The following is an 11,324-nucleotide window of genomic DNA, read 5'->3' as shown; positions in this document are numbered from 1 at the left end:
GCGGCGCCGGGACTTCGGTCCCGGCGCCTGCCGGCGTCCGGAACCGTCTCCGCCCTGTGGGCGCCGCCGTGGCGGGGTTCGTCGCCGCGATGGTGCTCCTGGTGCTCTCGCTGGTCTCCGCCGCACCCGCGTCGGCGCACGGCGGGCCGTTCGAGCTCTCGATCGCCCCGGACGGGGCGGGCGGGCTGAGCGTGACGGCCACCTATCTGGAGGACGGGCACGCGGTCTCGGGCATCATCGATCCCGTGGCCACCGCGGTCGCGCCCGACGGCACGACGGCCGGGCCGGTGGCGCTGATCTCCTCGCCCGAGGGCGAAGGGGTCTGGGTCACGCCCGAGCCGTTCCTCGCCGAAGGGCAGTGGGCGGTCTCGGTGAGCACGACGACGCCGGAGTCGGTGACCTCGACGCTGGACGTGACGGTGGCGCCGCTGGCGCCGCCGATCCAGCCGGGGGAGTCGATCGTCTCGGAGGACGGGGATGGGGACGGGGCGTCCACTGCCGAGGACGCGTCCGCGGCCACGTCGGCCGAGGCCGGCGCCGACGCCGAGGCGGGATCCGGGGAGCCCGCGTCATCCGGTGCGGAGGGCTCGTCGACCGGAGGGGTCTCGGGCCTCGCGGTCGCATTGTGGGCCGGGGTGGGCGTCGTGGTGATCGCCGCCCTGGTCGTCGGTGCGTTGCTCTGGCGGAGAAGGGCCGCCGCAGGCCGCTGAGGGGGATCGCAGCCGGTCGGGACGCCAGTGGGTGGGTGTCCCGGCCGGCTGCGGCGCGTCAGCCGATGTCGAAGCGCACGGGCGGGGCCGTGTGCTCGCCGCCGCACTCCGGGGTTCCGCCCACCTGCTTCCAGGTGAGGGCCACCGTCTTCTCCATCAGGACGTGCCCGACGGAGTCGTAGGCGCGGACGGTGACCGTGTCGGGGGTGTCGGTCTTCGTCGTGATCCGCCAGTCGTGGTCGTCGATCCGCGTGGCCGTGTAGGGCGTCTTCGAGGCGTCGGCACCGGGCGAGGGCGTCGGTGTGCCGGTGCCGGCGTCGTAGGCCGAGCAGGAGTCGCCGGCGCACAGCTCGACGTGGTCGACCGAGGTCACGTCGCCGTCGAGGGTCACCGAGGCCTGGTTCGACCAGGTGGTCTCGGGGCAGTCGGCCGAGGTCATGCATCCGGACAGCGTGAGGATCGACCCGAGCGCGATCGCGCCGAGGAGGGCGCCCGCGCCGTGCCTGTTCACCGTTCCATCATGCCCGGCTGAGGCGGTCTGCCCAACCTCGGGCGGTCTGGGCCGGCCGCTGGGGGTCTGCCCGACCTCAGGTGGTCTGGGCCGGCCTCAGGCGGTCTCGGCCGGAACCGCGCTGGAGGGCGCCCAGAGGTTCAGGTCGCGGTCGCCCGCGAACTCGTCGATGCGGGCGAGCTCGTCGTCGGTGAAGTCGAGATGCTCGACCGCCGCGAGGTTGTCGTCGAGCTGCGAGACCGAGGAGGCGCCGATCAGCACCGAGGTCACCCGCTCGTCGCGCAAGGCCCAGGAGAGGGCGAGCTGGGCGAGGGTCTGTCCGCGGCTCCCGGCGATCTCGTTCAGGCTCCGCACCCGCTGGAGCGTCTCGTCCGAGATCATCGAGGTCGACATCGACCCGCCCTTGGCGGCCCGCGAGTCCTCGGGCACACCGTCGAGGTAGCGGCTGGTCAGCAGGCCCTGGGCCAGCGGCGAGAAGGCGATGCAGCCGACGCCGAGCTCGCCCAGGGTGTCGAGCAGGCCGTCCTCGATCCAGCGGTTGAACATCGAGTAGGAGGGCTGGTGGATGAGCAGGGGCGTGCCGAGGTCGGCCAGGATCTCGGCGGCCCGGCGGGTGCGCTCCGGGGAGTAGCTCGAGATGCCGGCGTAGAGGGCTCGACCCGACTGCACGGCGGTGTGCAGCGCGCCCATCGTCTCCTCGAGCGGGGTGTCTGGGTCGGCGCGGTGGGAGTAGAAGATGTCGACGTAGTCCAGGCCCATCCGCTCGAGCGACTGGTCGAGCGAGGAGAGGAGGTACTTACGCGAACCGAAGTTGCCGTAGGGGCCGGGCCACATGTCGTAGCCGGCCTTGGTCGAGATGACGAGCTCGTCGCGGTACGGCCGGAAGTCCTCCGCGAAGACGCGGCCGAAGTTGGTCTCGGCGCTGCCGTAGGGCGGGCCGTAGTTGTTGGCGAGGTCGAAGTGGGTGACGCCGCGGTCGAAGGCGCGGCGGAGGATCGCGCGCTGGGTGTCGAGCGGCGTGACGTCGCCGAAGTTCTGCCAGAGGCCGAGGGAGACGGCCGGCAGGAGGAGGCCGCTCTTGCCGGTGCGGCGGTAGGGGAGGGATTCGTAACGGGTGTCGGCGGCGAGATACGTCATGACCCGAGTCTTCCGCATCCGCGGCTCGGTCGCACGGTCGCGCTCGCACGGCCTCGCTGTCGCGGTCAGCGGGTGAGGGCGATGGTGACCAGCAGGGCCGTGCCCGCGAGCAGGCAGGCGGCCGCGAGGATGCGGAGGATCGCGAGGGCGGGGACGCGCGCGCGGCGGGGGGTGCGGCGGGGCGCGCGCGGCGGGCGGGCGTCGGCGACGGGCGGGGCGGTGTCGGGTGGGGCGGAGACGGGCGGGGCAGCGACGGGAGGCGCGGAGACGGGAGACGAGGGGGCAGGAGGAGTGGCGACGGGAGGGGCCGTATCGGGCGGTGTCGCGACGGTCCAGGAGCGGGTGGAGGGGGAGGCGGTGCGGAGACGGGGATCGGGGCGGTCGGGGTTGGCTCGGGTGACGTCGAGTTCCCAGAGGAACTGCTCGAAGGTCTCGTCGTCGGCGGGGCCGACGGCACCGGATCGGGTCATCGTTGCGCGTCCTTCCGTCCCAGAGGGGAGCCCCCTTCGCGATGAGGAGTTCCCGTGGATATCGAGGCTAGGCGGCGGGGCCGGGGCGGGCGATGGGGAGAAGTCCCCATGGTCGCCGAGGGAACGGTGGGTGCTCGGCGTGGGCGCTTCCAATGTCGGAGGTGCGGCGGACAATGGCCGCATGAACGAATACGACACCTGCGACCGCTGCGACGGGTCCGGCGCCGACCCGGTCCAGTCCTTCGAGATCGACGAGGTCACCCTCTGCACCGAGTGCCGGGGCGACGGGCTCGTGGTCTCTTTCGACATCCGTCGTGACGAGCTTCGACTGACGGCGTAACCCGGGCCCGACCAGGGCCTTGAATGAAACGAACAGGTAACGAAACGCCCTCGGTGCTGCAAATCGAGCCTGTTCAGGGGACGATTCTCCCAGGGAGGAAGCGATGGCGTTCAGACAGTACCGTCGATCGTCTCCTCAGAGCGCCTCTCTGCAGACCGCGGATCCGTCGGATCCCTATACGGCGTACCTCGGCTGGATCGCGAGCGGGCGACCGTCCCTCGCCCCCGAGGCGCCGTTCCGCAGCGAATCCGGTGCGCTGATCGTCGAACCCGTGTTGGTAGATGCGATCCGGGTCGAGCAGCACGTCCAGGTGCAGGAGCGCGGCGGCGAGGCGGATGCGGTGGGTCGGCCGTCGGCCTGGCGCCGCCTGACCGAGGTCTTCCGCCGAGGCTGATCGACCGTCAGGCCGTTCGACGGGAGTCGGCCGAGTGCGCGTCGAGCTCGCCGATCAGGCGCCAGACCGAACGGGTCAGCCCCGGGTGGTCGAGCGCGATCTGTCGCAGCACCCGGTAGTCGCGGGCCGAGGTGGGCCGGGCGCCGCCGTTCTCGGTGATGGAATCCGCGCGCAGCAGATAGACCACGAGCTCGTCGACGGTGGGCAGTTCTTCCATGAACTCCCATGGGTCCTCGCCCGCCAGCAGTCGTTCGTGCACGATCGTCTCGAGCTCGTCGGCGGCCTCGGCACGCAGCACCTCGAGGCTCGCCCGCCCCCGCGGGGGATGCTCGAAGTCGTTCACGTCTCGAGCCTAGGCGTCTGATCTGTGAAGCTCGAACCGGAGGAACTCTCAGGCTCTGTGTATACAGCGCACTGCAAAATCCGCTTGAGGTGGGTCCGAGGCGGGAGTATCCTGACCTCACTGTATACATGAGGATCGGAGCGTGATGGCGCGGGCAAGTGAGACGGCCTACTCGGTGCTGCGATCCGAGATCCTGGCGTGGGATCTCGCGCCGGGCACGATCCTCGCCGAGGTCGAGCTCTCCAGCCGCCTCGGCATCTCGCGCACCCCGGTCAGGGAGGCGCTCGCCCGGCTCGTCGCCGACGGCCTCGCCGAGCCCCAGGGCGGCCGCGGTCTGATCGTCTCGCCGGTCTCCGCCGAGAACGTCACTGAGCTCTTCGAGCTCCGCCAGGCGCTCGAGGCCCAGGCCGCCGCTCTCGCGGCCCGGCGGCGCGAGCTGCCGCCGTTCCTCGAGCTGCAGGACCAGCTGCGCGAGGTGCCGGCGCTCCTGGCCGACCCCGATCCCGGGCGGCACGCCTACTACGACCTCGTCGCGCGCTTCGACGGAGCGGTCGACGTCGCCGTGCAGAACCCCTTCCTGGTGCAGGCGCTCGCCGGGGTGCGGACGCACCTCGTGCGCATCCGGCGGCTGTCTCGTGACAACCCGGCCCGACTGCTCGAGGCGGCCCGGGAGCACCTGCTGATCATCGACGCTATCGTCGACGGCGACGCGGCGCTCGCGGTCGACGCGACGCGGGTGCACCTGCACCGGAGCCTCAGATCGACGCTCGGCTCGCTCGTGCAGCTGCCGGCGACGCCGATGAGCCCGACCCGATGAGCCGCACCGGGCCCGATGAGCCGCTCGCCGAACCGGACTGCCCGACCCCGACCCACTGAGCCCGCCCCCTGACCTGCACCACCGACCACCGCCCCACCCGACGACCGGCCCCGCCGATGAAGGAGACCACCCCGATGGAACAGCACGAGGTGCGGGTTCACCGCAGCGATGAGAACCTGGCCCGCGAGGACCAGCTGGCCTGGAAGATCGCGGAGGTCGCGACCGACCCCGTGGCCGTGCCCGACGACGTGACCGAGATGGTGATCAACCGGATGATCGACAACGCGGCCGTCGCGACCGCCTCGATCACCCGGGCCCCCGGTATCGCCGCGCGGGCCCAGGCCCTCGATCACCCCTACACCCCGGGGTCGACCGTCTTCGGGGTCGGCGGGCGGTACAGCCCCGAATGGGCCGCCTGGGCCAACGGCGTGGCGGTGCGCGAGCTCGACTACCACGACACCTTCCTGGCCGCCGAGTACTCGCACCCGGGCGACAACATCCCGCCGATCCTCGCGGTCGCCCAGCACCGGGGCTCGGCCGGCGCCGACCTGGTGCGCGGCATCGCGACCGGCTACGAGATCCAGGTCGACCTGGTGCGCGGGATCAGCCTGCACAAGCACAAGATCGACCACGTCGCCCACCTCGGCCCCTCGGCCGCGGCCGGGATCGGCACGCTTCTCGGGCTCGACACGACCACGATCTTCCAGGCCATCGGCCAGGCGCTGCACACCACGACCGCCACCCGCCAGTCGCGCAAGGGCGAGATCTCCACCTGGAAGGCGCACGCCCCCGCCTTCGCCGGCAAGATGGCGGTCGAGGCCGTCGACCGGGCGATGCGCGGCCAGACCAGCCCCACCCCGATCTACGAGGGCGAGGACGGCGTGATCGCCTGGCTGCTCGACGGCCCCGAGGCGCGGTACTCCGTTCCGCTGCCGGCGCGCGGCGAGGCCAAGCGCGGCATCCTCGACACCTACACGAAGGAGCACTCGGCCGAGTACCAGGCACAGGCCTGGATCGACCTGGCCCGGAAGCTGCACCACGAGCATCCGGAGCTCGTCGACCCGGCCAACGTCGGCAGTGTCACGATCCACACCAGCCACCACACCCACTACGTGATCGGCTCGGGGGCGAACGACCCGCAGAAGTACGACCCGACGGCCTCGCGCGAGACGCTGGACCACTCGATCCCCTACATCTTCACGGTCGCGCTGCAGGACGGCGCCTGGCACCACGTCGATTCCTACGCGCCCGAGCGGGCGGGCCGACCCGACACGGTCGAGCTCTGGAACCGGGTGCGCACCCTGGAGGACCCGGAGTGGACCCGGCGCTACCACTCGGTCGACCCGGCCGAGAAGGCCTTCGGCGGTCGGGTGGAGATCATCCTGCACGACGGCAGCACGATCACCGACGAGATCGCGGTCGCCGACGCGCATCCGCTCGGTGCTCGGCCGTTCGCCCGAGCCGACTACGTCACGAAGTTCCAGACCCTCGCCGAGGGTGTGGTCGAGGATGCCGAGATCGACCGCTTCCTGACGCTGGTGCAGCGTCTGCCCGAGCTCGGCCCCGACGAGCTCGCCGGGCTCACGGTTGCGGCCCGGCCCGGCCTCCTCGAGCAGTACCCGACCCCGAAGGGCCTCTTCTGATGTTGTACTCCACCGTTCCCGCCGCCGAGAAGCGCGCCGCGTTCCGCGCGGCGCTCTCCTCCGGCCGCCTGCTCCGGATGCCCGGGGCCTTCAACCCGCTGTCGGCCCGCCTGATCCAGGAGAAGGGCTTCGAGGGGGTCTACATCTCCGGCGCCGTGATCGCGGCCGACCTCGGCCTGCCCGACATCGGGCTCACCACGCTCACCGAGGTCGCCGGCCGCGGTGCCCAGATCGCCCGGATGACCGACCTGCCGGCCCTGATCGACGCCGACACCGGTTTCGGCGAGCCGATGAACGTCGCCCGCACAGTGCAGACCCTCGAGGACGCCGGGCTCGCCGGCCTGCACATCGAGGACCAGGTGAACCCCAAGCGATGCGGCCACCTCGACGGGAAGGCCGTGGTCGACTCGGAGACGGCGGTCAAGCGCATCCGGGCGGCGGCGGATGCGCGGCGCGACCCGAACCTGCTCATCATGGCGCGCACCGACATCCGCGGGGTCGACGGGCTCGGAGCCGCGATCGACCGGGCCAAGCAGCTCGTCGACGCCGGAGCGGACGCCCTCTTCCCCGAGGCGATGGCCGACCTCGCCGAATTCGAGGCCGTGCGTGCGGCGGTGGACGTGCCGATCCTGGCGAACATGACCGAGTTCGGCAAGAGCGAGCTGTTCTCCGTGCAGCAGCTCGAGAGCGTCGGCGTCAACCTCGTGATCTACCCGGTGTCGCTGCTGAGGATCGCGATGGGCGCCGCCGAGCGCGGGCTCGACGCACTCGTCGCCGAAGGTTCACTCGCGAGAGAGGTGCCCGGCATGCAGACGCGTGCGAGGCTGTACGAGTTGCTCGACTACGAGTCGTACAACGCCTTCGACACCTCCGTCTTCAATTTCGACGTCCCGACCGCTCGCTGAGGAGTGACCTGACATGACCGACACGCAGGAGATCAAGAAAGGGCTCGCTGGAGTCGTCGTCGACTACACCGCGATCTCGAAGGTGAACCCCGAGACCAACTCGCTGCTGTACCGGGGGTACCCCGTGCAGGAGCTGGCGGCCTCGCGCAGCTTCGAGCAGGTCGCGTACCTGCTCTGGAACGGCGAGCTGCCGACGGATGCGGAACTCGCCGCCTTCGAGGAGACCGAGCGCTCGCAGCGGGCGCTCGACCCCGCCGTCAAGCGGGTGATCGACGAGCTGCCGCTCACCGCGCATCCGATGGACGTCGTGCGCACGGCGGTCTCGGTCATCGGAGCACTCGACCCGGAGTGGGAGGACGCGTCGCCGGCGGGCAACCTGCGGAAGTCGGTCGCCCTGCTCGCGAAGATCCCCGCGATCGTCGCCTACGACCAGCGACGCCGACGCGGCCAGGAGCTCGTGGAGCCGGACGACTCGCTCGGCTACTCGGCCAACTTCCTCAAGATGACCTTCGGCGAGGTACCGTCGGAGGTCGTGGTCAAGGCCTTCGACGTGTCGATGATCCTCTACGCCGAACACTCCTTCAACGCCTCGACCTTCACCGCCCGCGTGGTCACGTCGACCCTGTCGGACCTGTACTCGGCGGTCGTCGCGGGGATCGGCGCGCTCAAGGGCCCCCTCCACGGCGGCGCGAACGAGGCCGTCATGCACGTCTTCGACGAGATCGGCTCGGCGGACCGGGCCGAGGCCTGGCTCGAGGACGCGCTGGCGTCGAAGAAGAAGATCATGGGCTTCGGGCACCGGGTCTACAAGAACGGCGACTCGCGCGTGCCGACGATGAAGGCCTCGCTCGACACCCTCGTCGCAGAGTACGACCGCCCCGACCTGCTCGAGCTCTACGTCGCCCTGGACGAGGCGATGCAGTCGCGGAAGTCGATCAAGCCCAACCTCGACTACCCCTCGGGCCCGGCGTACCACCTGATCGGGTACGACACCGAGATGTTCACGCCCCTGTTCGTCGCCTCCCGGGTGACGGGGTGGACCGCGCACATCATGGAGCAGCTCGCCTCGAACGCGCTCATCCGGCCGCTGTCGGAGTACAACGGGGTCGACGAGCGGCACCTGGAGGACTAGTCCGCCGGTAGTCTGCCTGTCAGCGGCGACGCCCGGGGGGCGGGGCCGCGGGAGGGGGTCTCGTGGACGCATCCGATCCGATCGCGGTCGTCGTGGTCGCCGGGCTCGCGGTGGTGGCCCCCATCCTCGCCGGACTCATCGGCCGGGTGGCCAAGGTGCCGCTCGTGGTCTTCGAGATCCTGCTCGGGGTGCTGGTCGGCCCGAGCGTGCTGGGCTGGGTTCCGGCGGGCCCGTTCCTCGACGCGCTCGCGAACCTCGGTCTCGCGATGCTGTTCTTCATGGCCGGCAACGAGATCGACTTCGTGGCCATCAAGGGCCGGCCGCTCGGGCGGGCCGGCCTCGGCTGGCTGATCTCGCTGGTCGGCGGGGTCGTGATCGGGGTGCTGCTGGCCCCCACCGTCGAGGCCGGGGTCTTCATCGGCATCGCGCTGACCTCGACGGCCCTCGGCACGATCATGCCGGTGCTCCGGGATGCGGGCGAGCTGACGACCCCGTTCGGCCGGGCCGTGACCGCGATCGGCGCGGCGGGCGAGTTCGGGCCGCTGCTGGCGATCTCGATCTTCCTGAGCGGGCGCGATCCGGGGGCCGCCACGATCGTGCTGATCGGCTTCGCCGTGATCGCGGGGCTCGGCATCTTCCTGGCCTCGCGCGGCCCGCACCGGCGCCTGCACGCGCTCGTCGCCGCCACCCTGCACACGAGCGGGCAGTTCGCGGTGCGGCTCGTGCTGCTGATCGTGGCCGCGCTGGTCTGCCTCAGCATCGCGCTGGGGCTCGACATGCTGCTCGGGGCGTTCGCGGCCGGCATCCTGTTCCGGGTGCTCATCTCGGGCGCCGACCGGAGCGACCACGAGGTGATCGAGACCAAGCTCGAGGCGGTGGCCTTCGGCTTCCTCGTGCCGATCTTCTTCCTCTACACCGGCATCACCTTCGATCTGGACTCGCTGCTGACGGAACCGAGCGCCCTGCTGCTGCTCCCCGTGTTCCTCGTGCTGCTGCTGGTCGTGCGGGGCCTTCCCGGGCTGCTGGCGGCACCGCCGGGATCGACCGGGAACGACCGGGTGGCGATCGGGCTCTTCAGCGCGACCGGGCTGCCGATCATCGTCGCGGTGACCGCGATCGGGCTCGACGAGCGCATCCTGCAGCCCGGCACGGCCGCCGCGCTGGTCGGGGCGGGGATGCTCTCGGTGCTGCTGTTCCCGCTGATCGCGCTGTGGCGGCGGAAGGCGAGTCTCGGTGGGCGGTTGCGGCCGCCGGATGCGGGCGTGCTCGTCCCCGAGGAGGGGTAGCGCCGGTCAGGCCGGCGGGAGGGCCGCGATCGCCTCGATCTCGATCAGCGCCTCGGGTCGGCCGAGACCGGCGACGCGGAGCATCGAGACCGCGGTCGGGACCTCGCCCCACACCTCGCGCGACGCGCCGAACGCGGCCATCAGGTCGGCCGACTCGACGATCATGATGGTCATCTTGGCCACATCCGTCTTCTCGCCGCCGGCCGCCTCGAGCACGGCGATCAGGTTGCGCAGGGCCGTGCGGGTCTGCTCGGCGATGTCGCCGGTGATCGCGCCGTCCGGGCCGACGCCGTTCTGGCCGCCGATGTAGAGCGTGCGACCGGCCTCGGCGACCACGCCCTGCGAGTAGGCGGGGTGGCCGGGGATGCCGGGCGGGTTGATGTGGGTGAGGGGCATGATCGCGGTCCTTCCGTCGGCGGTGCGCCGGATGACGCAGTCGCGTCGCGCGGGCGGGGTTCCGTCGCCCGTGCCCGGCGTGCATCCAGTGTCGCGCCGGCACCCGCGGGAGGGGAAGGGGTGGGGTGTGCCAGGGTGGGGGCATGGAGAACTCAGCCCTCGCCCCGCAGGATCTCGAGCCCACCGACCTCGCCCACCTCGAGCGGGCCATCGCGCTCGCCCAGGCGGCGCGCGCTCGCGGCGACCACCCGTTCGGCGCCGTGCTGGTGACGGCCGAGGGCGTGGTCGTCGAGGCCATGAATACCGTGAACACCGGGCACAACCCGATCGGGCACGCCGAGACCAACCTCGTCTACGACTCCGGGCAGCGGCTCGAGGTCGCCGAGCTCGCCGGCAGCACGCTGTTCACCAGCACCGAGCCGTGCGCGATGTGCACCGGGGCGATCTACTGGGCCGGGATCCCGCGGGTGGTGTTCGCGCTCTCGGAGGCCGACCTGGGGGCCATGGTCACCGAGCAGTCGGGGGTGCCGACGCTCGCGCTGCCGAGCCGCGAGGTGCTGGCGCACGGCGGGCGGCCGGTCGAGGTCGTCGGGCCGGTCGCGCTGCCGGCCGCGACCGAGGTGCACCTGGAGTTCTGGGACTAGACGGTCCGGTCGGGGGTCACGCCCTGCGCGCTGCGCGGGGGTCGGTCACGCCGTCGCGCACCTGGGTCCACGAGCCGCCCTCGGCCATGTGGTCGACGCCGATCAGGTGGTCGAAGACGATGTTCGTCTGCGTCGAGGCCACCGAGTTGTCCATGCTGAGCTCGCTCGCCACGAAGTCGCGCAGCTGCCCGGTCGAGGTGCAGGCGACGTGGATGAGGAAGTCGTCCGCCCCGCCGAGGAAGAAGACGTTCAGCACGTTCGGCAGCGTGATCACCCGCTGCGCGTAGGTCTTGATCTCGGCCCGGGCCTGCGCCTTCAGGCGCACCGCGACGATCGCCTCGATCGGCAGCCCCAGCGAAGCCCAGTCGGGCTGGGCGTGGAAGGCGCGCAGCACACCCTTCTCGAGCAGAGCACGAACCCGCACCAGGCAGGTCGACGGCGCGATGCCGACGCGCTCCGCGAGCTCCTTGTTCGGCAGCCTCGCCTCGCGGCACAGCTCCCAGACGATCCGCTCGTCGACCTCGTCGATTCCTTCCACGGTGCTCTCCATCCTCCGGTGCCGAATTCTCAGGCAAATCTGCGCATCTCTACCGAAT

General features: G+C 71.3%; 15 protein-coding genes. 9 read left to right on the top strand and 6 right to left on the bottom strand.

Annotation, left to right across the window (positions count from 1 at the left end; genetic code table 11):
* Window positions 1-68: 68 nt before the first annotated feature.
* On the top strand, window positions 69-710 hold the full coding sequence (locus AC59HU_RS15335) for a hypothetical protein (RefSeq protein WP_497224285.1): 642 nt from the start codon (window positions 69-71) through the stop codon (window positions 708-710).
* A gap of 58 nt (window positions 711-768) precedes the next feature.
* Here AC59HU_RS15335 and AC59HU_RS15330 read toward each other — a convergent pair whose 3' ends face one another.
* From AC59HU_RS15330 to AC59HU_RS15320, 3 genes are all read right to left on the bottom strand, one after another.
* Window positions 769-1,221 (bottom strand): hypothetical protein, encoded by a 453-nt coding sequence (locus AC59HU_RS15330; RefSeq protein WP_497224284.1) that lies wholly within the window; start codon window positions 1,219-1,221, stop codon window positions 769-771.
* 96 nt (window positions 1,222-1,317) lie between these two features.
* Window positions 1,318-2,358, bottom strand: a complete 1,041-nt coding sequence (gene mgrA, locus AC59HU_RS15325) for an L-glyceraldehyde 3-phosphate reductase (protein ID WP_497224283.1) — start codon at window positions 2,356-2,358, stop codon at window positions 1,318-1,320.
* A 65-nt stretch (window positions 2,359-2,423) separates the two neighbouring features.
* The gene (locus tag AC59HU_RS15320; protein ID WP_497224282.1) at window positions 2,424-2,828 is read right to left on the bottom strand and encodes a hypothetical protein; all 405 of its coding nucleotides are present in this window, start codon (window positions 2,826-2,828) and stop codon (window positions 2,424-2,426) included.
* A 181-nt stretch (window positions 2,829-3,009) separates the two neighbouring features.
* Here AC59HU_RS15320 and AC59HU_RS15315 point away from each other — a divergent pair, with 181 nt between their 5' ends.
* Window positions 3,010-3,168: a hypothetical protein gene (locus AC59HU_RS15315; protein ID WP_497224281.1), complete on the top strand. Its 159-nt coding sequence runs from the start codon at window positions 3,010-3,012 to the stop codon at window positions 3,166-3,168.
* Between the two features lie 103 nt (window positions 3,169-3,271).
* A complete protein-coding gene (locus AC59HU_RS15310) occupies window positions 3,272-3,562 on the top strand; it encodes a hypothetical protein (protein ID WP_497224280.1) in 291 nt (96 codons plus the stop codon).
* Window positions 3,563-3,569: 7 nt separating this feature from the next.
* On the opposite strand, the gene AC59HU_RS15305 is transcribed toward AC59HU_RS15310, so the two are convergent.
* Entirely contained in the window at window positions 3,570-3,905 is a 336-nt protein-coding gene (locus tag AC59HU_RS15305) for a tryptophan synthase subunit alpha (protein WP_497224279.1), read from the bottom strand.
* Between the two features lie 145 nt (window positions 3,906-4,050).
* Between AC59HU_RS15305 and AC59HU_RS15300 the strand changes: the two genes are divergently transcribed.
* The 5 genes from AC59HU_RS15300 (at window position 4,051) to AC59HU_RS15280 (ending at window position 9,688) form a co-directional block, all read left to right on the top strand.
* On the top strand, window positions 4,051-4,722 hold the full coding sequence (locus AC59HU_RS15300) for a GntR family transcriptional regulator (protein ID WP_497224303.1): 672 nt from the start codon (window positions 4,051-4,053) through the stop codon (window positions 4,720-4,722).
* 134 nt (window positions 4,723-4,856) lie between these two features.
* Window positions 4,857-6,365, top strand: coding sequence for an MmgE/PrpD family protein (locus AC59HU_RS15295; RefSeq protein ID WP_497224278.1), 1,509 nt, complete (start codon window positions 4,857-4,859; stop codon window positions 6,363-6,365).
* The gene (gene prpB, locus AC59HU_RS15290; protein WP_497224277.1) at window positions 6,365-7,270 is read left to right on the top strand and encodes a methylisocitrate lyase; all 906 of its coding nucleotides are present in this window, start codon (window positions 6,365-6,367) and stop codon (window positions 7,268-7,270) included. Before AC59HU_RS15295 ends, prpB begins: the two co-directional genes overlap by 1 nt.
* Window positions 7,271-7,283: 13 nt before the next feature.
* The gene (locus tag AC59HU_RS15285; protein WP_497224276.1) at window positions 7,284-8,402 is read left to right on the top strand and encodes a bifunctional 2-methylcitrate synthase/citrate synthase; all 1,119 of its coding nucleotides are present in this window, start codon (window positions 7,284-7,286) and stop codon (window positions 8,400-8,402) included.
* Window positions 8,403-8,464: 62 nt separating this feature from the next.
* Window positions 8,465-9,688 carry a cation:proton antiporter gene (locus tag AC59HU_RS15280; protein WP_497224275.1) on the top strand — a complete coding sequence of 408 codons (1,224 nt, stop codon included), beginning with the start codon at window positions 8,465-8,467 and terminating at the stop codon, window positions 9,686-9,688.
* Window positions 9,689-9,694: 6 nt separating this feature from the next.
* On the opposite strand, the gene AC59HU_RS15275 is transcribed toward AC59HU_RS15280, so the two are convergent.
* Window positions 9,695-10,084: a RidA family protein gene (locus tag AC59HU_RS15275; RefSeq protein ID WP_497224274.1), complete on the bottom strand. Its 390-nt coding sequence runs from the start codon at window positions 10,082-10,084 to the stop codon at window positions 9,695-9,697.
* 143 nt (window positions 10,085-10,227) lie between these two features.
* On the opposite strand from AC59HU_RS15275, the gene AC59HU_RS15270 reads away from it, so the two are divergent.
* Window positions 10,228-10,728, top strand: a complete 501-nt coding sequence (locus AC59HU_RS15270; RefSeq protein ID WP_497224273.1) for a nucleoside deaminase — start codon at window positions 10,228-10,230, stop codon at window positions 10,726-10,728.
* A 16-nt stretch (window positions 10,729-10,744) separates the two neighbouring features.
* Here AC59HU_RS15270 and AC59HU_RS15265 read toward each other — a convergent pair whose 3' ends face one another.
* Entirely contained in the window at window positions 10,745-11,266 is a 522-nt protein-coding gene (locus tag AC59HU_RS15265) for an Lrp/AsnC family transcriptional regulator (protein WP_497224272.1), read from the bottom strand.
* Window positions 11,267-11,324 lie beyond the last annotated feature (58 nt).

It is taken from the genome of Herbiconiux sp. 320_LB, from assembly GCF_059691755.1.
This window is presented reverse-complemented; position numbering and strand designations above follow the sequence as displayed.